The organism is Microlunatus endophyticus, from assembly GCF_014646195.1.
GTDB classification, from domain to species: domain Bacteria; phylum Actinomycetota; class Actinomycetes; order Propionibacteriales; family Propionibacteriaceae; genus Microlunatus; species Microlunatus endophyticus.
In genome coordinates this window covers 67787-93402 of the sequence record NZ_BMMZ01000008.1, presented here as the reverse complement: position 1 = coordinate 93402, position 25616 = coordinate 67787, and the positions used below count along the sequence as shown (strand labels likewise).

Here is a 25616-nt window from a genome sequence, read left to right as displayed (position 1 = left end):
TCAGGACGTGCTGAGCAACCGGTCCAGGAAGTCCTGCAGCGGACCGGTTTCGCCGTCCTTGCCGCCGCGCCCGACCACCAGGGGCGGCGGAGTGGGCGGCAGCCGTACGCCGCGGATCCGTTCGCGCAGGCCGCCGGGGACGAGCAGCTGGTAGTAGCCGCCGTCGGAGCCGATCGCGACACTGCGGTCCCGGCGCAGATACCAGCCGGTCTTGTCAGTGCGCACTGTCGGGCCGGACAGCAGGCGGGCCTCCAGCGGTTGCGGAGCCAGGCCGGCCGCTGCAGCGGCGGCCAGGAAAGCGTCGATCAGGCGCTGGGCCCGGACCGCCTCGGCCCGGACGTCGCCGGCCGCCAGTTCCGCGCGCCGTGCCGCATCGTCCGCTCGTGCCATACCGCGATCGTACGAGCGCCGGCCGGAAAACTCACAGGAATCCTCTCAGCCTGGGTAGCGGCAGATCTCATGTGTCTTTCACCGCGGGACCGTAGACTCAGCCCAGCCCCGGGGAAAAGTGCATCCACCCCGGCAGCGGGTCAGTCTCCTACCGACCCGGGCACAGCCGGGGTTCCGTACGGATACACGAGGATGGTTGACGCTGGTGAGCACTACCCCGCCCGACGACGACGGCATCGGCATCTTCGCCGACGACCAGGCCGCTGACGGAGCCCCGGCGACCCCGCGCCGCGCGAAACGTCGCCGCTGGCCCAAGCGCCTGCTGATCAGCTTCATCGTGCTGGTCGCGGTCGTGGTCGCTGCCGGCGGTCTGTACGCGCTGTCGCTCGACCACAGTGTCAGCAGTAACCTCAAACGGGCCGACAACCTGCCTCCGGACTCGCCGACGGCAGCCGGCGAGAGTCCACGGCCGTCCAAGGCGAGCACCGACAAATCCCTGAATTTCGTCCTGATGGGTTCGGACAGCCGCGACGCCAAGAACATCCAGGACAACGCCCGTAGCGACACCTTGATGATCGTGCACCTGGACGCCGACCGGAAGGCCGTCTACATCATCTCCTTCCCGCGGGACATGTACGTCGACATTCCCGCCCACGGCAAGAACAAGATCAACGCCGCGTACGCCTTCGGTGGCCCGCAGCTGACCGTGTCGACGCTGGAGCAGCTGACCGGGGTCCGGATGGACCACGTCGCGCAGGTCGACTTCGAGGGCTTCATCAATCTGACCAACACCCTCGGCGGCGTCACGATCGACAACAGCTACGCCTTCAGCTCGCACGGTTTCACCTACCCCAAGGGCAAGATCACCATCCAGGGGCAGAAGGCGCTCTGGTTCGTCCGGGAACGGCACAGCCTGCCCAACGGTGACCTCGACCGCGCCGCGAACCAGCGCAAGGTGGTGCAGGCGATCATGGCCAAGGGTCTGTCCGGCGGAACGCTGACTAATCCGCTGAAATTCAACAGCTTCGTCTCCGGCGTCGCCGAGGACGTCACCGTCGACAACAGCCTCACCGACAGCGACATCCGCAACCTGGCGCTGTCGTTGCGGATGACGCCGTCGGACATCAAGCAGATCCAGGCACCGATCAGCGGCTTCAGTTCGGTCGCCGGGATCGGCGACGTGGACGTCGTCGACCAGGCGAAGATGGCCGTCCTGGCCAAGGACCTCAAGCACGACAAGCTGGCCGCCTATCTCAAGAAGTACCCGAAGTGATCCGCGCCCTGATGATCAGGCACCGGTGATCGCCGCTTAGGTTGGGTCGATGGAGTTCGTACGGGGACTGCGCCAGCTCTGGCGCTACCCGCTGTTCCGCCGGCTGTTCGCCGTCCGGATCGCCGCCCAGGCGGCCGATGCCGTGTTGCAGGTTGCGCTGGCGTCCTACGTACTCTTCTCGCCCGAACACCAACCGGACGCGGCGGCGATCGCCGGCGTCCTGGCGCTGACGCTGCTGCCGTTCTCGGTCCTCGGCCCGTTCGTCTCGGTCGTCCTGGATCGCGTCTCCCGCCGGCAGGTCCTGGTGATCACCGAGATCATCCAGTGCGTCCTTGGGCTCGGCCTGGCCGCGATCGTCTCCGGTGGTGTTTCCGACGGCGGCGAGAAAGTGATCTTCTACGGCGGTGTGCTGCTCGCGATGAGTCTGAACCGCTTCCTGCTCGCCGCCCTGTCGGCCTCTCTGCCGCACACGATCAATCCGGATGAGTATCTGGTCGCCAACTCCGTCGTCCCGACGGTGGGTCCGGCGGCGGTGATCATCGGCGGTGGCGTCGCTGCCGGCCTGCGGCTAGTGCTCGGCGGCCGGGTTTCCACCGGTACCGCCGATGCCGTGCTCTTCGCCCTGGCAGCGTGCGGCTTCCTCGTCGGTGCGATGCTGAGCCTGCGGATCGGTCGTACGCTGCTGGGTCCCGACGAGCAGAGTGAGCGGACCAGGGCCGCCGACGTCGTCCGGGGTCTCGGCGCCGCGGTGCGGCATCTCGCGCAGCGTCGGGAGGCCGGACTCGGACTGATCATGATCGGCCTGCACCGGATCCCGTACGGAGTGGTCACGGTGGCCACGATCCTGGTCTATCGCAACTACTTCCACACTGTCGGCGAGGTCAATGCGGCGATCGGGGAGCTCGGGGTCCTGGCGCTGGTCACCGGCATCGGCTTCGTGCTGGCGGCGGCGGTGACGCCGATCGTCCGGCACCGGGTCGGCGCCCGGTCCTGGATGATCATCTGCTTCGTCGGATCGGCCGTGCTGCAGACGTTTCCCGGTGCCACCTACACCCGGGCCGGCATCCTGGTCGCCGCCTTCCTGTGCGGTGTGCTGGCCCAGGCGATCAAGATCAATGTCGACACCTTCGTCCAGGCCCACGTCGACGACGACTTCAAGGGCCGGGTCTTCGTGATCTACGACATGATCTTCAACGCCGCCTTGGTGGCCGCGGCCGGCATCGGAGCCCTGGTACTGCCGGTCAACGGCCGATCGGTGCCGGTGCTGGTGATCATCAGCGGCTGCTATCTGATCACCGGCGTGATCTTCGCCCTGCTGGGCCGAGGGCTCGCCTGGGACCAGGGCGCCGAATCACTGTCGGGGCCGGCCCGGCAGCACCAGTGACAGACTGGCTGCCACCGCCGCGAACCCGACCGACCACCAGAAGGACACCTGGAACGCCGTCGCCGCTGCCGCGACGCTGTGCGCTCCCAGCAGAGCGTGCTGCAGGATCACCGCGAGCACGGCCGTGCCGAAGGCGCCGCCGACCTGGCTCGCGATCCGGCTGATGATGCTGGCATCCGGGATGTCAGCCCGCTCCAGGCCCCGGAAGGCCAGGGCCATCAACGGGATGGTCACCGCGCCGAGGCCGAGACCGCGGACGAACAGCGTGACCAGCAGCACCACCTCGTTGGTCGTGCCGCCGGCGAAGGCGAAGGGCAGTGTGCCGACGACGACAACGCCGAAGCCGATCACCGCCAGCCAGCGCGCGCCCATGGTGTCGGACAGCCGGCCGGCGATGTTGCGACTGACGAAGGTGCCCAGGCCCTGTGGGATCAGCATCAGGCCCGCCCCGAGTGCCGACATCCCTCGCAGCTGCTGGTAGTAGAGCGGCAGCAGCAACATCGCACCGTAGAGGGCGATGCCGGACAGGAAGAGCAGCAGCGACGACGAGGCCAGCGGCCAGTGGTCGAGCAGTCGGACGTTGATCAACGCCGCCTTGCGGCGCAGGCTCCAGCCGACGAAGGCCAGGATCAGGACCAGACCGCCGATCAGCGGGACCAGGACATCGGCTCGGCCGAAGCCACCGGCCTGGCTGCTCCGGCTGAGGCCGTAGAGCACGCCGACCAGACCGGGTGACACCAGGACGACACCGACCACGTCCAGCTTCGGCCGAGTCACCGGGCCGTCCTTGGGCAGCATCACCGCGGCCAGCACGACGCCAACGGCGCAGAACGGGACATTCACCCAGAAGAGCCACGACCAGTGCCAGTGATCAAGGATCAGGCCGCCCGCGACCGGGCCGAGCACGGGGCCGAGCACAGTCGGCAGACTGACCACCGACATGATCCGGCCGAGCCCGGCTCCCCCCGCGGCCTGCATGACCAGCGTGGTCATCAGGGGCAGCATGATGCCGCCGCCGATGCCCTGGAAGACCCGGAAGCCGATCAGGCTTGGCGCGTTCCAGGCGAAGGTGCACAGCACCGAACCGAGTCCGAAGATCACCAGGGCAATCAGCCACAGCCGCTTGATGCCGATCCGGCGCTGGGCCCAGCCGGCGATCGGGATCGTGACGCCGAGCGCCAGCAGGTAGCCGGTGCTGACCCACTGGATCGTCGCGACGCTGGTGTGCAGATCGGTCGCCAGCGTGTGTAGCGCCACAGCCACGATGGTGGTGTCGAAGACGACGGCCAGGCCGCCGACCAGGACGGCGATCACGACGCGGATCAGCGCCGGATCGAGTTTGGTCGGCTCCTGGACCTGCGCGGTCCCGGACATTGCCGCTCCTTCAGGTGCAGTCTTAGATACATACTGTCTCTTACTTGCAAGAGTAGCATAGGGAACACTGTGTCTCCTAAAGAATCTCCTGAAGAAGAGAAGCCGGTGCGGCGCCGCGGCGCCGCACTTGAGAACGCCCTCCTGGACGCTGCCTGGGAAGAACTGGCCGAGAAGGGTTACGACAGCTTCACAATCGAGTCAGTCGCGGCCCGGGCCCGCACCAGCCGGGCCGTCGTCTACCGCCGCTGGCCGTCCAAACCCGACTTCGTGATGGCCGCGATCGGCCACAGCGGCTTCCGGCTCCGGGTGGAAGTCGCCGACACCGGCAGCCTGCGCGGGGACATGGTCGAGATGCTGCGGTCGGCCAATCGCAACCGCGCACCGCTGGGGATCTTGATGTCGGCGCGGCTCGGTGCGTTCTACGCCGAAACCGGCAGGAGTTTCGCCGACCTGCGCGAGACCTACGTCGCCGGCCGTCGGACCGGTATCGACGAGTTGCTCGATCGGGCGGTCCGACGAGGCGAGGCGGATCCGGCCAGGCTCACGCCGCGGGTCCGCGGCGTGGCGCTCGACCTCTACCGGCACGAGTTGCTGATGACCAACCGACCGGTCCCCGACGAGGTGATCGAATCCATCGTCGACGAGGTGTTCATACCGCTCGTACGCCCGTCAGGATCCTCGCGTCAGGAACCTGACCGTCAGGAAGCTGACCCAACCGATGATTCTCCGACACCGGGCGCTGGATAGGCCCCCAGCAGCTCGAAGACCTCCGCGCGGATTGTCGCCAGCTCCTCCTCGTTGCCACGCCCGGCGGCCGCGATACCCCGGTCCAGCCACCCGGCGATGATCGGCATCTGATCGACCCCGATGCCACGGGAGGTAAGCGCCGGCGTACCGATCCGGAGACCGGACGGATCGAACGGCGGGCGGGGATCGTACGGAACGGTGTTGTAGTTGGTGACCAGCCCGGCCCGGTCCAGACCCTGCGCGGCGATCTTGCCGGGTACGCCCTTGGTCGTCAGGTCGATCAAGATCAGGTGGTTGTCGGTGCCGCCCGAAACCAGCTGGTAGCCGCGAGTGATCAACTCCGCGGCCAGTGCCTGCGCGTTGGCGACCACAGCGCGCGCGTAGTCGGCGAAGGGCGGCTGCGCCGCCTCGTGCAGGGCGACTGCGATGGCAGCAGTCGTGTGGTTGTGCGGACCGCCTTGCAGGCCGGGAAAGACGGCCCGGTCGACGGCCTTGGCGTGATCGTTGTCGGTCAAGATCATCGCGCCGCGCGGTCCGCGCAGGGTCTTGTGGGTGGTCGTGGTGATCACCGGGGCGTGCCCGACGGGACTCGGATGGGCCCCGCCGACCACCAAGCCCGCGATGTGGCCGATATCGGCTACCAGCACGGCGCCGACCTCCTGGGCGATCGCGGCGAATCCAGCGAAGTCGATCGTCCGCGGGATCGCCGTACCGCCGCAGATGAGGATCCTGGGCCGATGCTCCCGAGCAAGATCACGGACCTGATCGAGATCGATCCGGCCGGTGTCGCGCCGGACGTCGTACTGGACGCCTGTGAACCAGCGCCCGGTTGCCGACACCTTCCAGCCGTGGGTCAGGTGACCGCCCATCGGCAGCGACATCCCCAGTACGGCGTCACCGGGCTCGGCGAAGGCCAGGTAGACCGCAAGATTGGCGGGCGAGCCCGAGTACGGCTGCACGTTGGCATGATCGACTCCGAACAGTCGTTCGGCACGGGATCGGGCCAGCCGCTCGATCTGGTCGATCACCTGCTGGCCCTCGTAGTAGCGCCGGCCCGGGTAGCCCTCGCTGTACTTGTTCTGCAGCACCGTTCCGGAGGCTCGCAACACAGCGGCCGACACATAGTTCTCGCTCGGGATCAGTCGCAGCGTCCGCGATTGGAGCTGCTCCTCGCGGGCCACCAGGTCCGCCAGCTGCGGGTCGGCTGCAGCCAGCGCGTCCCCGGCGATGCCGGCCGGATCGATCTCGGTTGTGCTGATCATGGGACTTCCCTCCGTACGAATTCGTGCGGATCGGGGCCCAGGCGGCGGCTCGCGAATCTCGATGGTTCGGGTGGTCGCTTCCTCGGGGTGATCTCCCCGCTTCGCCAGTCACGACCGCTCGGATTCTCGCTGCTGATCTCGGAGCCGATCCTAACCCTCGATCCGTGTTTTCGAGCGATGTCAGATTGTCTGCAGGCTGAGCTCGATCACGTCGTCGGATCATCACGGCATCGGGTCGTTTCGTCGACAGATATCCAGGGCTGGCACCGCTGGTCACCCACGGATTCGAACATAGAGCTCAACGCGCGCAGTGTGTTGGCTGTCACCCGGACCCCGATGTTGGCCGAGGACCTCGCCGGCAGCCTGGGTGTGAGATCGGGATGAACCCGGATCGCGGCGGGCCACCCGGGCAGTCCAGCCCCGACAACCTCGGACCACTGACCCGGCGCGAACACCGGCACAAAACCTTCGGACACATCAACGTCCGTCAGCCCGACCCCGACACACGAGTCTGGAAAGCCAGCTACGGACGCGTCCTGATCGTCAACCCCTCCAGCACCTACGACCTCGGCACCGGCAACCTCGCCCGCACACTCCGGGACGCCCTCAACCAGGAACCACCGCGCAATGGACCCGCGACCCAGATCCCCAGCCGGACATCCCCGAATCGGAAAGCCTGCTCGAGGCCATCGTCCGAAAGCACCTCGGACTGATCGCCTGAACTCGCAAGCGATCTTGCGACACCTCGGGTTGCACATGATCGCGTCAGGGCAATGCTGTGGTTTGCTGGCGCTATGCAGCGTCGCCGATCCTTCCCCCAGCGATCCCTCCGCTCCGTCGGGCGCACCGCTCTGATCGCCACCGTGCTGATCACCGCCGGCGTGGTCGCCGCGCCCATCCCGGCCGTTGCCGACCCGGGTGATCCGCCACCGGCGTCGCCGAGCGGTTCGGCCTCCCCCAGCCCGAGCCCCTCGCCGAGCCCGACGCCCAGCAGCCCGGCACCCAGCAGCCCGGCACCCAGCAGCCCGACGCCCAGCAGCCCGGCACCTAGCACCGCCACGCCGAGTTCGGCCAGGCGGAACGGGCCCATGATGAAGGCCCAGGCCAGTTCTCCGACACCCAAGACCAGCTCGGCGAAACCGCAGGCCCAAGCCCAGGCGTCCACGTCCCGCAGCGTCTCGCTCACGGTCAAGTCGGTCGGTGGCCCGGTCTCCGGCCAGTTCTTCGAGGACATCGGCAGCTTCAACTTCTCCGGCACGGCCGAGCCGGTTCGCAGCGGCCAGCGGGTCGAGATCTGGTATTACGGTGCCGACCACGCGTGGCACCGAGTCCGCAGCACCAGCACCAACAGCGCCGGCCACTACAGCGTCTCCAAGCCGGTCACCGTGGCGGCCGTACGGCAGTTCCGAGCCACTCTCGGCGGCAGTCCGGCCTCGTCCTCGACGGTCAAGAGCGGCGTGGTCAAGGTGACCGTCCACAACGCCAAGGTCACGATCACCAAGCCGAAGTCGACCGTCGATTCCCTGAAGAACCCGACCGTCTCCGGCTCGATCTATCCCGCAATGTCCGGCGTGCTGGTGCACTTCCAGGTCCGCCGCTCCAACGGCGGCTGGCACGACAAGGCGACTGCCAAGACCAAAGCCGGCGGCAAGTTCTCCTTCACCTTCACGACCGGGAACTCCCTACTGCGCGGCTACTCCGTCCGCGTCCGCCGCTGGGACTCCCGCGGTCAGAGGTGGGAGACCAGCGGTGCCGCGCCGATCAAGCGGGTCAAGGTCCTCAATGCCCAGGTGAGCCAGACGACGCGGGGGATGGTGGCCGACACCTACCGCTCCGGTTGCCCGGTCGGCCCGTCCAAACTGCGCACCATCCGGATGAACTACTACGGCCTGGACAAGAAGATGCACCGCGGCGTGCTGATCGTTGCGGCCGGCCGGGTGAAGTCGGTCGAGGCATCGTTCAACACCGCGCTCAAGGCCGGCTTCCGGATTCGCCGGATGGTCAATCCCGATCACTGGGGCGGTAGCGACACCAAGCAGATGGAGGACGACAACAGCTCGGCCTTCAACTGCCGCAAGGTCACCGGCAACCCGTACGCCCAATCGCCGCACAGCTACGGCATCGCGATCGATGTCAACACCCGGGAGAATCCGTACCACGCCGCCAACGGCAAGTGGTATCCCACAAGTGGAAAGTCCTACATCAAGCGGACGCCGTATCGCCAAGGCATGATCACCAAGAGCAGTTCGCTGAACAAGGCCTTCCGCAGCCATGGCTACTTCTGGGGCGGCCTGTGGAGCCCGGGCACCGATTACCAGCACTTCGAGTACGACAAGTGATCACCCCGGGCACGCGTCGACGCGCAGCCGCCGGAGCCGCGGCGCTGATCGCGGGCGGCGTGCTGCTGGTCGGCTGCCAGAACGATCAGCCGAATCCCGGGCCGTCACCGTCACTGGGCACCTCCGGACCGGCGACCACGGCAGCAGCGTCGCCCTCGGCTCCGGCCTCACCGACGAGCACGGGCTCCGGCGCGACCAAGGGTCCGGCACCCGAGCCGACGACCACCAACACGCTGCCCCCGCCGAAGGCGCCGACAGCACCGGCCAAGAAGACATCGGGAAAGCTGACCAGCAAGGATCTCCCGGTCCCGGCAGGCTGGAAGCCGGTGGCCCGGGCGGGCGGCGCCGACGACGGCTACCTGGGCAACGGCACCTGGACCCATGCCCGGGATCCGCGGTATGCGGCCCAGGCGGTGATCACGATCGGCTGCGGCTCGATCACTCGCGACGACTACACCGATCCGATCCACGTCCTGGAAGGGACGTACGGACGCAAGGGCGCGGAGGACTCCCAGCCCGGGGTGGGCGACGTGCTGCAGTTTCGGACCGCGGCGGATGCCGAGCTCTTCTACCAGAAGTATCTCCAACAGGTGCGCGACTGCAGCGACCCCGGGGGCGAGGTGTACGCCAAGATCATCAGCACCGAACCGGGGCTGATCGATCAGCGGGTCTACGACGGCTCGACCGACTGGACCGAGGTGGCCGAGCTCGACGGGGACCGGGTCACCTTGATCATTCTGACCGACCCCGGGCACAAGATCACCGAGTCGGCCTCGAGAAGGCTGCTGGCCAAGATCGGCAAGTGATCAACCGGTCTGGCGGTCAGTGGCCGCGGGCGGCCCACCAGGACAGCAGCGCCTCGCGGGCGCCATCCTCACCCAGCGGCCCGTTGTCGATCCGCTGCTCCAAGAGATGCTTGTAGGCCTCGCCGACCTCGCGGCCCGGAGCGATGCCCAGGATCTGCATGATCTGGTTGCCGTCCAGGTCCGGGCGCATCGCCTCCAGTTCCTCCTGCTTGGCCAATTCGTCGATTCGCCACTCCAGTTCGTCGTAAGCACGGCGCAGCCGGTCCGCCTTGGCGACGTTGCGGGTCGTACAGTCGGCGCGGGTGAGCATGTGCAGTCGCTCAAGTTGATCACCGGCGTCGCGGACGTAGCGCCGTACCGCCGAGTCGGTCCAGACGCCGTCACTGCCCGCCTCGCCGGCATAGCCGTGGAAGCGCAGGTGCAACTCCACCAGCTTGGCCACCGCATCGATCTCGTCGTTGGAGTAGCGCAGCGCCTTCAATCGCTTGCGCACCATCTTGGCGCCGACCACGTCATGGTGGTGGAAGGTGACCTTGCCGGCCGCCTCGAAGCGGCGGGTGCGCGGCTTGCCGATGTCGTGCAGCAGGGCCGCCAGCCGGTTGATCAGATCCGGCTGGTGGTTGCGGGCCTTCTCCAGATCGATCGCCTGCTCCAGCACGATCAGGCTGTGCACGTAGACGTCCTTGTGCCGATGGTGCTCGTCGCGCTCCAGCCGCAGCGCGGGCAGCTCCGGGATGAAGATCTCGGCCAGTCCGGTACGGACCAGCAGGTCGAGGCCGACCCGGGGATGGTCGGTCAGCAGCAGCTTGGAGAACTCGTCGCGGATCCGCTCGGCGGACACGATCGACAGCCGGCCGGCCAGCTCGGTCATCGCGGCGATCAGTTCCGGATTCGGCACCAGCCCGAGCCGGGCGGCGAAACGAGCGGCCCGCAGCATCCGCAGCGGGTCGTCGCTGAAGGACACCTCCGGCTCCGAAGGGGTCCGCAGCCGCTGCTCGACCAGATCGTCCACGCCGCCGTACGGGTCCACGAAGCGGTGGTCGGGCAGCGACAGCGCCATTGCGTTCACTGTGAAGTCCCGGCGGACCAGATCGCCGTCGATGGTGTCGCCGAACTCGACGATCGGCTTGCGGCTCTCCGGATCGTACGCGTCCGCGCGGAAGGTGGTGATCTCGACCTGGTGATCGCCGATCTTGCCGCCAATGGTGCCGAATTCGCGGCCGACCGTCCAGATCGTGGTGGTCATGCTCCGCAGCAGTCGCTCGATATGGTCCGGCCGGGCCGATGTGGTGAAGTCCAGGTCGTGACCGACCTGACCGAGCAGCGCGTCACGGACCGTCCCGCCGACCAGGTACAGCTGGTGACCGGCCTCGGTGAACAGTCGGCCCAACCGGTCGATCACCGGCAGGTCGTTCGCCAGCCGTTCGACGGCCTGCTGCTGGGCGGCAGTCAGCGTGACGGCACGCCGCGGACGCGACTCCGATCGGGGACCCTGGCTGCTCTGAGGCACAACGGACGAGTTTAGTCGAGTCGCACTCGGGCCGCCCACCGTCGGCTGCCGATGCCGGCCGGCACCGGCGGAGGACCCGGCCGGCGAGGATCCGGCCGATTACAATCACCGAGTGCGAGACGGGCGCTGGTCGGAGTCCGGGCGACATGTCGCCCGCCGATTCCCGGCGACCCGATTCCCGGCGCCGCCCCGACGCCGGCTGATCCTGATTCGTCGACCTGCGGCCGTGCTGCTCGCTCTGCTCGTCGGCCTGCTGCTGAGCCTTCCGGTCGGGCTGTCGGCCATCCCGACGGCGGCCGCGGACGACAGCACCGAGGTGACCATCCAGCTGACCAGGCTCACTCCCTCGATCGTCCGGCCGGACTCGACCATCGTGATCCAGGGCCGCGTCACCAATGTCAGCAAGCGCTCGCTGGTGCGGCTGCAGGCGGCGATCTGGCGCAGCCTGACACCGCTGACAACCCAGGCGCAGTTGCAGCAGGCCAATGAGTCCGCGCCGACCGACCCCGAGGGCGAACGGATGTACAGCGCCGACACGCCCGACGCGTACCAGGATCTCTACACCGCGGCACATCCCGAACTCGGACCCGGCCAGTCGCGTACGTTCACCGTCCGGGCCACGGCCGCCGACTTCTTCGCGCCCGGCTCGCCCCAGACCGGCGTCTATCTGGCGGGCATCCAGGTCCGCGAGAACGGCGTGCAGACTGTCGGCCGCGCCCGTACCCTGCTGCCGGTTTCTGTCGGAACCTTGAGCGCCGACGGGCTGCTGCCCGGACAGGCGAGCATCGGCAGCACCACTCTGGTCGAATTGACCAGTACGCCGTCGATGTCGCGGCCCGGCGTCTTCGTCGACGATTCACTGGCCGACGAGGTCGCGCCCGGCGGTCGGCTGGACGCGCTGCTCATCGCGGCCGAACAGCACGGCGCCAGCTATGCCGTCGACCCCGACCTGATCGCCGAGCTCGAGGCGATGCGATCGGGTTACAAGGTCACTGACTCCGGCGGGCACACGACTGCGGGCACCGGCGCCTCGTACGCAGCCGCCTGGCTGAACCGGTTCCGTACCATGCAGGCCGATCACGACGGCTTCCAGATCCTCTACGCCGACGCCGACCTGACGGCGATGGTGCACGCCGGCCGACTGGACCTGATCAAACGCGGTCAGCGTGCGGCGGCGCAGGTGGCCGACACCAAGGGCCTGCCGTTGCTCGTGACGCCGGCCGACGGTGTCGCCGACCGGAGCGCGCTGCAGGCAGCGACCGAGTTGCACGCTCGCGCGGTGCTGCTGGCCGACACCACGGTGGACGGGCTCGGCCCGGTGGTCCGGGTGCCCGGCGGCCCGCTGGTGCTGAGCTATGACACCGAGACCGCCGGCGGCGGACCGGGCCCGGATCCCCGCGACACCGAGGTCCAGGTCCGGCAGGCGTCACTGTCCGACAGTTTCATCACCTCGATCAGCGGGCGGCCGAGCAGCAGCCTCGGCCGGCTCCGGGTCGTGACCCAGGCAGGCGAGGCGGGCGGCGAGAGCGCCGCGCTGTCAGCGCCCTGGCTGTCGGCCCGCAGCGCCTACGACCTGCTGAACAACACCCCGGCGGAGTTGCAGGGCGACCCGCTCTACCCGGCCGGCGACGCCGGTCAGGAGCCGACCCACCACCAGCTGGACAGGATCACCGACCTGGCCCAGAACCTCACCACCTACCAGAACCTGGTGGTCAACAGCTCCGGTCTCGCCGACCAGGCCGACCAGGCGGTCGCGCGAGCGATCAGCCAGGCATGGCGCGGGCAGCGCCGGCCGATGGCCGCGTTCGTCCAGAGCCAGCAGCTGCTGCTCCGGGACACCTCGGGCAGGTCGCTGTCGCTGAGTGCATTGACGACCGGTGCGGCGATCCGCCTCGACAGCAGCCCGCAGGTCACCCTGACCGGCTCATCGGCGGGCGTACCGGTGACGATCATCAACAACCTCGACATACCCGTTCGGCTACAGCTGCTCGGCCAGTCGCCCAACCAGTCGCGACTGCGGATCAGCAACGTCCCGGCCTCGAAACTCGGCGTCAACGGTGTCATCGGCGCCGGCGCCAAGATGCCCGCCCAGGTCCCGACCCGGGTGGACGCCAACGGCGCGATGACGGTCACCCTGCAGCTGGCCACACCGGGCGGCGAGCTGATCGGGCCGAAACATCAGTTGCGGGTCAACGCCACTCAGGCCGGCATGATCGGCTGGATCATCGCAATCGCCTCCGGCATCGTGCTGCTCGGCACCGTGGTGCTGCGGATCCGCCAGGTGGCGCGGGAGCGCGGCGACCAGCCGGACGAGGACGACGACCTGGATGAAGATCAACCCGACCAAGATCAACCCGACCAAGATCACCAGGAACACGATCGTGATCACGACCTGAGCCCGGGCGTGTCGCATGGCTGAATCGGCGACTGAGGCGACGACCACGGGCTCGTCCTCACGGCTGGTGTCCGCGACCGCCCTGATGGCGGCCGGTACCGGCGCCTCCCGGATCCTCGGCTTCGTCAAAGCGGCCCTGGTGATTGTTGCTCTGGGCAATGGCAGTCGACAGGGCGACATGCTGTCGATCTCCCAGACAGTGCCGCAGGCGATCTATCTGCTGCTTGCCGGAGGCGTCCTGAACACGGTCTTCGTGCCACAGATCGTGCGAGCCATGAAGGAGGACGAGGACGGCGGCGAGGCATACATCAACCGGCTGCTCACCCTCGGACTCTCCGCGATCGGGATCATCACCATCGGGGCCACCCTGCTGGCACCGGTGGTCATGGGTGACATCTACATCAACCCGAAGTGGAAGGTGCCCGAACTCAGCGGGCAGTTCGACTCGATCATCCTGCTCAGTTACGTGATGCTGCCGCAGATCTTCTTCTACGGCATGTATGTGATGGTCGGGCAGGTGCTCAACGCCCGCGGCCGGTTCGGGCCGATGATGTGGGCGCCGATCGCCAACAACATCGTCGGTATCGCGTCCCTGCTGCTCTTCCAGATCATCTGGCATGGCCACCGCGACACGGGCGCCGCGTTCACCACCGGCCAGATAGCAGTGCTGGGGCTGGGAACGACGCTGGGCATCGTGGCGCAAGCGGTCATCCTGGTCCCCTACATGCACCGCGCCGGCTATCACTTCCGGCCGCGTTTCGACTTCCGCCACAGCGGCCTGGGTCGGGCCGGACACGTGGCCAAGTGGACCGTCGGCTACATGATCGTCACCCAGCTGGCGCTGGTCGTCGTCACCCGGCTGGCCAACGGTGCGACCGTGGGCGGCCACGGCGCCGGCTGGAACGTCTACTCCAACGCGAACCTGATCTTCATGCTGCCGCACTCACTGATCACGGTGTCGCTGACCACCGCGATGCTGCCGTCGACGTCGCGGCTGGTGGTTGCGGGCGACCTGGCCGGCGCCCGGGACGAGGCCATGCGCACGATGCGGCTCGCCGTGACAGCACTCCTGCCAGCGTCCGTCGCGTTCCTCGCACTCGGGTTTCCGATCGCCCACGCGCTCTTTGGCCTCGGCAGAGGCGCGACCGGCTGGCCACTGGTCGCGTGGACTCTGATGGCGTTCGCCGTCGGGCTGGTCCCGTTCACCCTGCAATACATCTGCCTGCGGGCGTTCTACGCGCTGGAAGACACCAGGACGACCTTCTTCGTACAGATCCTGATCGCCTCGGTCAATGTCGCCGCAGCGCTGGCCTTGGTGCTGCCCTTCCACAGGCCGAACTGGGTGGCACCGGGCCTGGCACTGGCCTACGCGTTCGCTTATATCGTCGGCCTCGGTGTCTCCTTCCACCAGCTCGGCCGCCGGCTGCCCCGCCTGCGCGGGGCAGACATCGCCCGGCACTGCCTGCGCGTGCTGATCGCGGTGCTACCAGCGGGCCTGGTCGCGTACGGCATCGTCCGGGCGGTCGGGCTGTGGTCGTCCTCGTACCCGGCGACCCTCCTAGCCCTGGCTGCCGCCGGGATCATCGCGGTCGGGATCTACCTCGGCCTGGCCCGGGTGCTGCGGATCGACGAGATCAACCAGATCGTCAACACCGTGCTCCGCCGTGGAGTCCGGCGCCGGCCGGCAACTCCGGGGACTCGTTCCGGGGCCGTCGATATCGATTCCAAACCTTCCGGCGGTTCCGGGGTGCCGGATTGGGCGGATTCTGGCACCATCGATCAGGGAGCGGTGCCGAGCTTCGAGGACGAAGCGTCGGTTTCCACCCGGATCAGTCAGCGCATCAACATCCCAGCGGGGCAGCAGCATATGGCGGGCGGTCAATACGAACAGGCAGCCGGGATGGCGCCTGGACGGATCGACGAGCCCTCGGCCGAACAGACGGCCGAATTCAGCCTCGACGAACTGCGCGACGACCGGACCAGCCAGTTCCGCGCGACTCCCCCGCCGGTCAGTGCCGCCGTCCCGGACGCGGCCGAAGCCTCTGCGGGATCGAACCCACCTGCCGGCCCGGGTCCCCATGACTCGGGTCCCCATGACTCGGGTTCGGCTGACTCGGGTTCGGCTGACTCGGGTTCGGCTGACTCGGGTTCGGCTGACTCGGGTTCCGATCACCTGAGCGCCGGCGCCGTGCTCGCACAGCGCTACCGGCTGGAGGAACTGCTGGCCGGCGCGGGCGGACCCGGAGAAGCGTCTGCGACGGTGTGGCGGGCATTCGACCAGGTCCTGAGCCGTTCGGTCGTGATCCACCTGTTGCCACCCGACGACAGTCGCGGACCGGCACTGCTGGCTGCCGGTAGGCGGGCTGCCGGCGCCACCGACTCGCGGTTCCTGCGCGTGCTGGACGCCGTCGAGGAAGGCGGCCGGACGGCGGACGGGCGGATCGTCGGCAGCTACATCGTCTCCGAGTACGCCGAGGGTCAGTCCCTGGAGGCGATGCTGGCATCTGCCCCGCTGACCGGTCTGGAGTCGGCGTGGGTGGTTCGCGAGCTCGCCGACGCGCTGAGCGGCGCACATGCCCGCGGCCTCTTCCACCGGCGTCTGGTGCCGGATCTGGTGATCATCACCCCGGCTGGCAACGTCAAGCTGGTCGGTCTGCTGATCGAGGCCGCGTTGCGCCCGGACGAGTACCCACGGACCGATCCCGGTGCCGACACGCTCGAGGCGACCGACGTCACCGACCTCGGCCGGATGTTGTACGCCTGCTTGGTGGCCCGCTGGCCCGGCGGCGGCGTCGACGATCTGCCGTGCGCGCCGGCCGCTACCGGCACCGCCGCCGACAGCGGCCACCCGTGGCTCACTCCCCGGCAGGTGCGCCACGGGGTTTCTCCCGCGCTGGATCGGATCTGTGACCAACTGCTCAGCCCGGTGCCACGGCAGCGCGCACCGCGGATCACCACCGCTGCCTCCCTGGTCGGCGAGCTGGACCGGATCCTGGGGACCGCGGACGCGACCGGCGACCTGGAACGGCGGCTGCGCCATCCGCAGCCGAGCGTGCTGGACGAGGATCCGGACGGCGCCGGATTCGTACCGCCGCAGCCGGAGGCCGAGCCGTACGCGTTGATCGAGCGCAACGGCAGCATCGCTGCCGGGACCAACACCTCCGACCGGGCCGCGACGCCGCAGAGCCCGAACCGGTTGCCGATCGACCCGGAGAAGCAGCGCTCGGGACCGCGGCGCTGGGTGTGGTTCCTGGTGATCGCACTGTTGGTGGCGGCGCTGGCGGTCACAGTCATCACCGCGCACGGTCTCGGGCCGGCAAGCCCGCTGCGGCAGGCCGGCGAGGCCGCGAAGAAGAAGGCCGGCAAGCCGAGCGCGGCCCCGCAGGCGAACCAGCCGCTGACGATCGCCACCGCCCACGACTTCGATCCGGCCAAGGGCAATCCGCCCCAGGGCGGCAACGGCCAGGAGAATCCGAATCTGGTCAAGTACGCCTACGACGGCAACAAGACGACCGACTGGCACACCCTGAGCTACATCGGCAGCCCGAAGTTCGGGCTTCTGAAGAAGGGCGTCGGGATCGTCTTCGACCTCGGCTCGGCCAAACCGGTCAGCGAAGTGAAGGTGCAGCTGACCGGCAACGGCACCGATCTGCAGCTGCGGGTGCCGCGGACCGACCCGGCGAGCACCGACGACGCCGATATGGAGAGTCTGAAGAGCTGGCGTACGGTTGCCCAGCAGGAGGGGGCCGGGTCCTCGGCCACCCTCAAACCTGACGAGCAGATCCAAACCCGCTATGTGCTGGTGTTCCTCACCTCGCTGCCGAAGGAGGGAGCCAACTACCGCGGCGGGATCTACGAGGCTGAGGTTCTGTCGTGACGCCACCGCCCTCAACGGCCGGGCTGCCCGCCGCAGGCAGTCCGTCTGCCGGGGACGCCTCGACAGCGGTGGCGCACCAGCAGAGCACGCATCGGGCCGAGCATCGGCATCCGCCGCGGACGCCGGCTGAACTGGATCGCGCGGCCGGACCCCTGGCCGAACTCTCCGACGAGGAGCTGCTCTCCGCCCACGTTGCCGGCAATCCGCTGGCCTTCTCGGTGCTGGTGTCCAGGCACCGGGACCGGATGTGGGCCGTCGCACTGCGGACGATGCGCAATCCGGAGGACGCAGCCGACGCTCTGCAGGACGCCTACATCTCGGCCTTCCGACGAGCGGGAAGCTTCCGCGGCGACTCGCAGGTGACGACCTGGCTGCACCGGGTCGTCGTGAACGCATGTCTGGACCGGCTGCGTCGCAACAAGGTCCGCGCCGCCGATCCCTTGCCCGACGATCCGGACCGCGCCGAGGAACTGGCGGCCCAGACCGACACGGTCGACCCGGTGGTGGCCAACGAGGAGCGGGCCGACATCGCCGCCGCTCTGCAACAACTGAATCCGGACCAGCGGGCAGCGCTGGTGCTGGTCGACATGGAGGGCTATTCGGTCGACGAGGCGGCCCGGATGCTCGGCTGCGCTGCCGGCACCGTGAAGAGCCGCTGTGCTCGGGGCCGCGCCAAGCTTGTCCCGTTGCTGAAACATCTGCGCGAACCCGAGACCTGGGAACCGGATGAGGATCTGCGACGTCCAACCCGCAACGGAGGAGCCGCAAGCTCGTCGGCTGCGATCAGTGGGGAGGTGTCGTCGTGAGCACGGATGCGGGGCAGCCACCCCGAGCCGACGAGCATGTCGAGCAGAACGGCCGCGGCGATCACATCGGCCTCGAGGAGCTGGCCGATCGCAGCGAAGACCTGCTGAGCCCGGAGCGTACGGCCGAGATCGATGCCCACCTGGCCGGATGCGACCAGTGCCGGTCCGATGCCGCTGCCCTGGCCGAGGTGCAGGGGCTGCTGGCTGACGCCCCGGCAACGTCGATGCCGGACGACGTGTTCGCCCGGCTCCAGGAGACCATCGAGGACCAACAACGGGGGCGGGCGAGTGAGCAGTCCCGGCACGCCACCGGCAACCACCCCGGGCCGAGCCGTTCGATCGGCGGCCATTCCCCCTATGTCGACGACCTGGGTCACCCCAACATCAGGGGTGGTGGCCGGTTTCCCAAGCCGAACATCGCCGAGCACTTCACCGAGACCAAGCACAGCCGGCGGAGCCTGCGGACCCGGTTCGCCGGCGGCGCGGTCGCGGCCGCGTTGCTCGCCTCCGGGGCAGGCTTCGGCGGCTATGTGCTCAGTGCGGCGTCCGGGGCGAACGAACCTCCGAACGACCAGCCGATCGTGGCCACCGACACCGAGTCACTGGCGTCCTCTGCCGCCTCCGCCGCCGCCAGCGACCTGGACGCCTACCGCTTCACCAAGGCCTGGCGATGCGCCCGAGAGGTGACCGACGGCAAGATCACCGGAATCCGGTCAGCCGTCCTGAAGGGCGAACCGGGCTACCTGGTTTTCCTGGAGTCCGGCCCGAACAAGCACGCCGTCTTCATCACCGGCTGCGACTCCGGCGATCCCACCGCCGGACCGACGGTCCACTTCTAGGAGCGACACGCGGCACGGATCAGTGATTATGTGACCCCTCGGCGGGACTAGGACCTGATGTGCTCGATGAGCGCGGTCGTGGAGATCGACGGGGTCCGGGGAAGGTAGACGACCTTGGCCAGGTCCGAGCAGAAATCGAACTTGCCCGCCCAGTCGTCGCCCATCACCAAGACATCGGCGTCATATTGGGTCAGGTAGTCGCGCTTGAGCTCCAGGCTCTCCTCGACGAAGACCTGGTCGACCGACTTGAGGTTGGAGACCAGCTCCAGTCGCTCGTCCTGGCTGAAGACCGGGTTGCGGCCCTTCTTGGAGAAGTTCAACGCATCCGAGGAGACTCCGACGACCAGCCGATCACCGAGCTCGGCGGCCCGATTCAGCACACGGATATGTCCGACGTGCAGCACGTCGAACGTTCCGAAGGTGATGACAGTTGTCTCAGCCATTGCGGCACTCCTTCATTTCCGGACCGCTCCAACCCTACGTATTGTCACCTACGCGATCCCAAATCGTCGCCATTTCGTACGCTCCCGGACATGGGAAACGGCGGCCGCACGGCGGCCGGCCCGAGGCGGAATACCAGTCGCCGGCACCGGGTTGCACGACGTACAGGCGGTCGTCCCGGCGGGTAGGGTGAGCCGGGTCCGGGCAGTTCGGCCGGCCGAAGGTAATCGGAAGGAGTTCGATGGGCAGCGAGATTAGCGACGTCATCATCGTCGGAAGCGGTCCGGCCGGTTACACGGCTGCCATCTACGCGGCGCGCGCGGAATTGCGGCCGCTGGTGTTCGAGGGTTCGATCACCGCGGGTGGAGCGCTGATCAACACCACCGAGGTGGAGAATTTCCCCGGCTTCCCGGAGGCTGTCATGGGGCCGCAGCTGATGGGCCAGATGCGCGATCAGGCGGAGAAGTTCGGCGCCGAGCTGGTGACCGACGACATCGTCGCGATGGACCTGACAGGCGACATCAAGACGGTCACCGACAGCGACGGCACCGAGCATCGGGCGAAGACCGTGATCCTGGCGATGGGGTCGGCCTACCGCAAACTCGGTCTGCCCGACGAGGACCGGCTCAGTGGTCACGGCGTGTCGTGGTGCGCGACCTGTGACGGCTTCTTCTTCCGCGAGAAGGACATTGCCGTGGTCGGCGGCGGCGATTCCGCGATGGAGGAGGCCACCTTCCTGACCCGGTTCGGCCGCACCGTCACCATCGTGCACCGGCGCGACGACCTGCGTGCCAGCAAGATCATGGCCGATCGCGCCAAGAACGATCCCAAGATCAGTTTCGCCTGGAATTCCGAGGTGTCGGCGATCAACGGCACCGACTCGGTGCAGTCGATCACGCTGACCGACACGGTCACCGGGGCGCAGCGCGTGCTGGACGTGTCCGGCCTGTTCGTGGCGATCGGTCACGACCCGCGGTCGGAGCTGGTCCGCGGGCAGGTCGATCTGGACGCCGAGGGTTACGTGCTCACCCAGGGCCGCAGCACCCGGACCAATCTGGCCGGCGTGTTCGCCTGTGGCGACCTGGTGGATCACACCTACCGGCAGGCGATCACAGCCGCCGGCAGCGGTTGTTCCGCGGCGCTGGACGCCGAGCACTTCCTCGCCGATCTCGCCGATGCGGCCACCCTGGCCGAGCCGGCAGTGGTCGGCTGATCCGGCCGACGCCGCCGCATCTCACCCGCACTTCAGACCGTCACACTTCACATAAGGGGAGCAACTATGGGTGCAGTCACCGATGTCACCGACGCCGACTTCGAGGAGCGCGTACTCAAGTCCGACAAGCCGGTCATGGTCGACTACTGGGCCGACTGGTGCGGCCCGTGCAAGCAGGTCAGCCCGATCATCGAGGAGCTGGCCCAGACCTACGGGGACAAGGTCGACTTCGTCAAGATGGACACCAACGTGAACCCGGTGACGCCGGCCAACAACCACGTCCTCGGCCTGCCGACCATCCAGGTATATGTCGGCGGCGAGCTGGTGAAGGCCTTCAAGGGCGCCAAGTCGAAGTCGGTGCTGAAGGGCGCCATCGAGGAATACCTCTGATCATTTGATCAGGCGCGTGCCTGATCACGAGCCTTCTGGATCCTTCTCGATCACGAACCTTCGAGCTGGACGGTCATCTGCTGTTGCTGGCCATCGCGCAGCAGGGTGATCCGGACCCGATCGCCGATCGACGACGTCACGGCCAGGTGGGCCAGGGTGTCCGGGCCGAGTTGGCCGACGCCCTGGACGGCGATCACCACGTCGCCGACCTGGATGCCCGCCTTGTCAGCAGGGCCGCCCGATTCGACCGAGGTGACCGCCAGTCCGAGTTCGACCTGTCCGGATGAGTTGGTGCGGGTCACCGGTGAGGTGCCCATCCCGAAGCTCGGGTGACTGACCCGGCCGTTCTTGATCAGGTCCTCGGTGATCACTTTCGCCACCGTCTCCGGCACGGCGAATCCGATTCCGACACTGCCGCCACCGCCCGTGCCGTTGGCGTCGGGGACGGTCGCAATGGCGGTGTTGATACCGACCAGGTCGCCAGCACAGGTCACCAGCGCTCCACCGGAGTTGCCGGGGTTGATCGACGCGTCGGTCTGCACCGCCCCAGCCAGGACCGTACTGCTGTTCTCATCCACCGGCACCGGGACGTCCCGGCCGAGAGCGCTGATCACGCCGCTGGTGATCGTTCCGGAGAGTCCGAGCGGCGCGCCGGCGGCGACCACCGGCTGGCCGACGATCAGCCCGTCGGAGTCACCCCATGCGACGGTCGGCAGGCTGCCACCCCCCTGCAGACGCAGGACGGCGATATCGGTGGCCGGGTCTCGGCCGATCAATTCCGCCGATCGTTGCGAGCCGTCGTCCAGCGTCGCCTCGATCCGGCCACCGTCGGCTCCGGCTGCGATCACATGGTTGTTGGTCACCACGGTGCCGTTGCGGTCGATGATCACCCCGCTGCCCGTGCCGGAACCTCCCGAGCCGCTGACGGCGATGGTCACCACCGCCGGCAGCACCTTGGCGGCCACCTCGGACACCTGGCACGCGGTCGGCGAGGTCGCTGATCCCGATGACTTGGTGGTGATCAAGCTGCCGACCACGCCGCCGACGATCCCGGCGATCAACAGCGCCGCAACCGACTGCGCAACGACCAGGCCGCGCGGCCACGACGTCGGTGTCACTGGCGGCCTCGGACCTGACGACTCAACCATCTGACCTCACTCAGCGGGGGAGGGCCAACTGAATCAACCTGATCGGATCTGTGATGAATCTAACAGGTCGCCGGACTCAGAGCGTCGCCGGTCCAGCGGCGGGCTCACCGGCGCCACGCCCGAAGGTGAACGCCCTGATGACCGCCGCAACTCCGGTCACGACCAAGCCGATGGCGGCGAAGATGATCAGCCACCGGGCCGTCCACCCCGGCACCGCCAGGACCACGATGCCGGCCAGGATCGACACCATGCCGAAGATGATCGCCCAGGTCCGCGACTGTGCCCGTCCCGACTCGACGATCGCCATGATCCCGTCGAGGATCCAGCCGATGCCGGCGAACAGCACAATGATCAGCAACAACGTCGCCGCAGCGACCGCGGAATCCCGGAGGATGATCAGCCCGGTGATCACTAGCAGCGCACCGAAGAGAATCCCGAGGACACGGTGCTGACCCCCCGGCAGCCGGCCGAACGCACCGAGCCAGATCCGCATCATGCCCGCCACCAGGAAATTCACCCCGAGCAGGATCGCCGCCAGTTGGAGGGTCCGGCCGGGGATGACGAAGAGCAGGATTCCGAGGATGATCGCGGCGATCCCCGACAGTCCGAAGCTGATCCGTACCAACGTGCGTGCTGCTCCGGTAAGCCGTCCCGGGTCCAGCGTCAATTCATCGGTCGACACGATCGTCCCTCTCATCAGGCGGTTATAGAACGATCATCGCGCTTTCGCCCGGCCGCGGGAAGGCTCACAACCGTCTTGTGATCTTCCGCCCCCCTCCTGCAGTCGCGCCTACCAGTCGTGGACGGTGCCGTCGGCCAACCGGTTGAAGGGCAGGTACGCCTGTTGGTACGGATACTTCCCCGCCTCGTCGACGTCCAGCTCGACGCCCAGGCCAGGATTGTCGCCCGGATGCAGATAGCCGTCAACGAAAGTCATCGACTGCCGGAAGGCCGCATTCGTCCGGGCACCGTGCGGCATGTATTCCTGGATGCCGAAGTTGTGGATCGCCAGGTCAAGATGCAGACCTGCGGCGAAGCCGACCGGCGAGATGTCGGTCGGCCCGTGGATGCCGGACTTGATCTGATACTGGCCGGCGTATTCCAGGATCTTCTTCAGATGGGTGATGCCACCGGTGTGGGTGATCGCGCTGCGGACGTAGTCGATCAATTGTTCCTTGATCAGCAGCTGGTAGTCCCAGATGCTGTTGAAGACCTCGCCGATCGCCAGCGGCGTCGTGGTGTGCTGGCGGACCAGCCGCAGCGCCTCCTGGTTCTCCGCCGGGGTGCAGTCCTCCAGCCAGAAGAGATCGTACGGCTCCAGCGCCTTGCCCAGTTTGGCTGCCTGGATCGGTGTCATCCGGTGATGGCCGTCGTGCAGCAGCGGCAGCTCCGGTCCGAATTCGTTGCGGACCGCCTCGAAGACGGTCGGCAGGTGCCGCAGGTAGGCGCGGGTGTCCCAGTCCTCCTCGGGCGGCCGGAGCGCCCGCTGGGCCGGCTCGTAGTGGTGCTCCCGACCGTCGCCGTCCTCCGTGCTGAGGCTGTCCGGCACGCCGTAAATCGCCTTCAGGCCGGGCACGCCCGCCTGGATCCTGATCGCCCGGAAGCCGTCGGCCTGGTGCTCGCGGATGCTGTCGAACAGCTCCTCGACATCCTTGCCCGAGGCGTGTCCGTAGGCCAGGATGCCGCTCCGGCTCGCACCGCCGAGCAGCTGGTAGAGCGGCAGTCCGGCCTGTTTGGCCTTGATGTCCCACAGCGCGACGTCGACAGCGGCAATCGCCGCCATCGTCACCGGGCCGCGACGCCAGTAGGGACTGCGATACAGGAATTGCCAGGTGTCCTCGATGTTCTGTGGGTCGCGGCCGATCAACAGCGGCACCACATGATCTTTCAAATACGACGCGACGCTCAGCTCGCGGCCGTTCAGGGTGCCGTCGCCGAGGCCGGTGATCCCGTCGTCGGTGGTCAGCTTCAGGGTGACGAAATTCCGGTCCGGGCTGGTGATGATCACCTCGGCCGACTTGATCAACATGGTCAGCTCACTGGTCCGTTCACTGGGCGTCGAATTGTCTGAGTTGATCGCCGATGGCGCCGACCAGCTCATGATCATCAGCCACGTCAGGTCCGAAGTAATCGAGCATGATCGGCAATCGGGATGTGTACGTCGAGGCGCCGGCCGCGGCGAAGCGGTCCAGCAACTCTCCGACTCCTTGATCATTGACCAGGTCAGTGCCCAGGTGGATCAGCCAGCCGGCCAGCGTCGCCGGTGTCCCCGGATCAAGTGGCAGGCCGGCCCTCCGCCGGGCCCGGTAGATGCCCAGGGTCCGATTGGGCAGCTTCTGCGAACCATCACCGGCGATCTGGGACAGGTTGTGTCGGATCCGCGGGTTGGTGAAGCGTTCCCGCAGCGCAGCGGTCGCGGCGTCGATCTCGGCGCGGTCGAAGGGCAGCACCTCGGCGGCCGCGGCCCAGAGTGCCTCCAGCAGGTCAGTGCACCGCGGGTCGGTCATCGTCTGGTCGATGGTCGCGTGGCCGAGTGCCAGGCCGACATAGGCCAGCATCGAGTGACCGGCGTTGAGCAGCCAGAGTTTGCGGCGCTCGTACGGTTCGACATCCTCGACAAAGCGGACACCGACCTGCTCCCAGGCCGGCCGACCGGCCGGGAAGGTGCCGGCGATCACCCACTCCGTGAAGGGCTCGCAGACCACCGGCATCCGATCGACCGTCTGGGCGCCGGGCTGTGCTGCGATCCAGGCCGTGGCCTGGTCCCGGTCGGAATCGGTGGTGGCAGGGGTGATCCGGTCGACCATGGTGCTGGGGAAGCTGACCCCACCATCGATCCAGGAGGCCAGGGCCGGATCCCAGCGCTCGGCAAGATCACGGACCCGGCCGCCGAGCACTCCACCATTGCCGGCGAGGTTGTCGCAGCTGACCACCGCGACTGGCGCCAGGCCCGCCGTCCGCCTGGTCTGCAGGCCGTCCAGCAACCGGGCCATCGCCGACACCGGGTTGCCGGCCTGCAGGGCTGCACGATCGTCGGCGGTGACCCGGTATCCGGCCTCGGTGATCGTCAGGGTGATCAGCTGCAGGTCAGGTACCTGCCATGCTGATCGCCACGCAGCCAGGTCGGCGCCGGCGGACGCGGCCGCGATGCTGGTGATCAATTCCAACCGGTCACCATCGGCACCACGCTCGATCAGGGTGTAGCCGAATCCCTGTGCCGCAAGGGTTTCCGCGGCGTCCGGCCGTCGGCCGGTGAAGGCGTGGATGCGCGTACGCTCCCCCGTCGCCCGATCGGCGTGATGGGTGTAGAAGGCCTGGTGAGCGCGATGAAACGCCCCAAGACCGAGATGGATCGTTCTGGGGCGATCGCCACCGTCGTGCGGGCCAGCGCTCATGCGGAAACGACGCTCATGCGGAGATGG

Annotated in this window: 20 protein-coding genes and 1 riboswitch; of the genes, 11 read left to right on the top strand and 9 right to left on the bottom strand. The window is 67.9% G+C overall.

The features are described 5' to 3' along the window. Window positions 1–390, bottom strand: a complete 390-nt coding sequence (locus tag IEY07_RS15885) for a hypothetical protein (RefSeq protein ID WP_188896373.1) — start codon at window positions 388–390, stop codon at window positions 1–3. A 205-nt stretch (window positions 391–595) separates the two neighbouring features. On the opposite strand from IEY07_RS15885, the gene IEY07_RS15880 reads away from it, so the two are divergent. Both IEY07_RS15880 and IEY07_RS15875 read left to right on the top strand, forming a co-directional pair. Then, entirely contained in the window at window positions 596–1663 is a 1068-nt protein-coding gene (locus tag IEY07_RS15880) for an LCP family protein (protein WP_188896372.1), read from the top strand. Window positions 1664–1712: 49 nt separating this feature from the next. Beyond that, the gene (locus tag IEY07_RS15875; RefSeq protein ID WP_188896371.1) at window positions 1713–3047 is read left to right on the top strand and encodes an MFS transporter; all 1335 of its coding nucleotides are present in this window, start codon (window positions 1713–1715) and stop codon (window positions 3045–3047) included. Here IEY07_RS15875 and IEY07_RS15870 read toward each other — a convergent pair. Then, complete coding sequence (locus IEY07_RS15870) at window positions 3015–4421, bottom strand: DHA2 family efflux MFS transporter permease subunit (RefSeq protein ID WP_188896370.1); 1407 nt, start codon at window positions 4419–4421, stop codon at window positions 3015–3017. The genes IEY07_RS15875 and IEY07_RS15870 overlap by 33 nt on opposite strands. Before the next feature lie 105 nt (window positions 4422–4526). On the opposite strand from IEY07_RS15870, the gene IEY07_RS15865 reads away from it, so the two are divergent. Next, a complete protein-coding gene (locus IEY07_RS15865) occupies window positions 4527–5168 on the top strand; it encodes a TetR/AcrR family transcriptional regulator (protein ID WP_229670172.1) in 642 nt (213 codons plus the stop codon). Here IEY07_RS15865 and glyA read toward each other — a convergent pair. Then, on the bottom strand, window positions 5120–6430 hold the full coding sequence (gene glyA / locus IEY07_RS15860; RefSeq protein WP_188896368.1) for a serine hydroxymethyltransferase: 1311 nt from the start codon (window positions 6428–6430) through the stop codon (window positions 5120–5122). The two genes, IEY07_RS15865 and glyA, sit on opposite strands and share 49 nt — an antisense overlap. Window positions 6431–6458: 28 nt before the next feature. Further along, window positions 6459–6552, bottom strand: a riboswitch (ZMP/ZTP riboswitch). Window positions 6553–7224: 672 nt separating this feature from the next. Between glyA and IEY07_RS15855 the strand changes: the two genes are divergently transcribed. Both IEY07_RS15855 and IEY07_RS15850 read left to right on the top strand, forming a co-directional pair. Beyond that, window positions 7225–8769, top strand: a complete 1545-nt coding sequence (locus tag IEY07_RS15855; protein WP_188896367.1) for a M15 family metallopeptidase — start codon at window positions 7225–7227, stop codon at window positions 8767–8769. Then, window positions 8766–9575, top strand: a complete 810-nt coding sequence (locus IEY07_RS15850) for a hypothetical protein (RefSeq protein ID WP_188896366.1) — start codon at window positions 8766–8768, stop codon at window positions 9573–9575. Before IEY07_RS15855 ends, IEY07_RS15850 begins: the two co-directional genes overlap by 4 nt. Before the next feature lie 16 nt (window positions 9576–9591). On the opposite strand, the gene IEY07_RS15845 is transcribed toward IEY07_RS15850, so the two are convergent. Continuing rightward, the gene (locus IEY07_RS15845; RefSeq protein ID WP_373288863.1) at window positions 9592–11085 is read right to left on the bottom strand and encodes a CCA tRNA nucleotidyltransferase; all 1494 of its coding nucleotides are present in this window, start codon (window positions 11083–11085) and stop codon (window positions 9592–9594) included. 112 nt (window positions 11086–11197) lie between these two features. Here IEY07_RS15845 and IEY07_RS15840 point away from each other — a divergent pair, with 112 nt between their 5' ends. From IEY07_RS15840 to IEY07_RS15825, 4 genes are read left to right on the top strand one after another with little or no spacing between them, the layout of a single operon-like run. Continuing rightward, entirely contained in the window at window positions 11198–13504 is a 2307-nt protein-coding gene (locus IEY07_RS15840; protein WP_188896365.1) for a DUF6049 family protein, read from the top strand. Then, window positions 13497–17357, top strand: coding sequence for a murein biosynthesis integral membrane protein MurJ (gene murJ / locus IEY07_RS15835; RefSeq protein ID WP_188896364.1), 3861 nt, complete (start codon window positions 13497–13499; stop codon window positions 17355–17357). The genes IEY07_RS15840 and murJ overlap by 8 nt, the downstream gene beginning before the upstream one ends. Next, window positions 17354–18163, top strand: a complete 810-nt coding sequence (gene sigM, locus IEY07_RS15830) for an RNA polymerase sigma factor SigM (protein WP_229670171.1) — start codon at window positions 17354–17356, stop codon at window positions 18161–18163. The genes murJ and sigM overlap by 4 nt, the downstream gene beginning before the upstream one ends. Then, window positions 18160–19002: an anti-sigma factor family protein gene (locus IEY07_RS15825; RefSeq protein ID WP_188896363.1), complete on the top strand. Its 843-nt coding sequence runs from the start codon at window positions 18160–18162 to the stop codon at window positions 19000–19002. Before sigM ends, IEY07_RS15825 begins: the two co-directional genes overlap by 4 nt. A 47-nt stretch (window positions 19003–19049) precedes the next feature. Here IEY07_RS15825 and IEY07_RS15820 read toward each other — a convergent pair whose 3' ends face one another. Then, window positions 19050–19445, bottom strand: coding sequence for an FAD synthase family protein (locus IEY07_RS15820; protein ID WP_188896362.1), 396 nt, complete (start codon window positions 19443–19445; stop codon window positions 19050–19052). 239 nt (window positions 19446–19684) lie between these two features. Here IEY07_RS15820 and trxB point away from each other — a divergent pair, with 239 nt between their 5' ends. Both trxB and trxA read left to right on the top strand, forming a co-directional pair. After that, complete coding sequence (trxB, locus tag IEY07_RS15815) at window positions 19685–20656, top strand: thioredoxin-disulfide reductase (protein ID WP_188896361.1); 972 nt, start codon at window positions 19685–19687, stop codon at window positions 20654–20656. A gap of 66 nt (window positions 20657–20722) precedes the next feature. Beyond that, complete coding sequence (gene trxA, locus IEY07_RS15810; protein ID WP_188896360.1) at window positions 20723–21046, top strand: thioredoxin; 324 nt, start codon at window positions 20723–20725, stop codon at window positions 21044–21046. Window positions 21047–21096: 50 nt separating this feature from the next. Here the strand turns inward: trxA and IEY07_RS15805 are convergent, their stop codons facing one another. The 4 genes from IEY07_RS15805 to IEY07_RS15790 all read right to left on the bottom strand — a co-directional run bounded on the left by IEY07_RS15805 (window position 21097) and on the right by IEY07_RS15790 (window position 25589). Further along, a complete protein-coding gene (locus tag IEY07_RS15805) occupies window positions 21097–22164 on the bottom strand; it encodes a S1C family serine protease (RefSeq protein WP_188896359.1) in 1068 nt (355 codons plus the stop codon). A 106-nt stretch (window positions 22165–22270) separates the two neighbouring features. Continuing rightward, window positions 22271–22891 carry an HdeD family acid-resistance protein gene (locus IEY07_RS15800; protein ID WP_188896358.1) on the bottom strand — a complete coding sequence of 207 codons (621 nt, stop codon included), beginning with the start codon at window positions 22889–22891 and terminating at the stop codon, window positions 22271–22273. A gap of 93 nt (window positions 22892–22984) precedes the next feature. Continuing rightward, window positions 22985–24301: a D-mannonate dehydratase ManD gene (manD, locus tag IEY07_RS15795; protein WP_308422950.1), complete on the bottom strand. Its 1317-nt coding sequence runs from the start codon at window positions 24299–24301 to the stop codon at window positions 22985–22987. Beyond that, window positions 24243–25589, bottom strand: a complete 1347-nt coding sequence (locus IEY07_RS15790; protein WP_188896357.1) for a mannitol dehydrogenase family protein — start codon at window positions 25587–25589, stop codon at window positions 24243–24245. The genes manD and IEY07_RS15790 overlap by 59 nt, the downstream gene beginning before the upstream one ends. Window positions 25590–25616 lie beyond the last annotated feature (27 nt).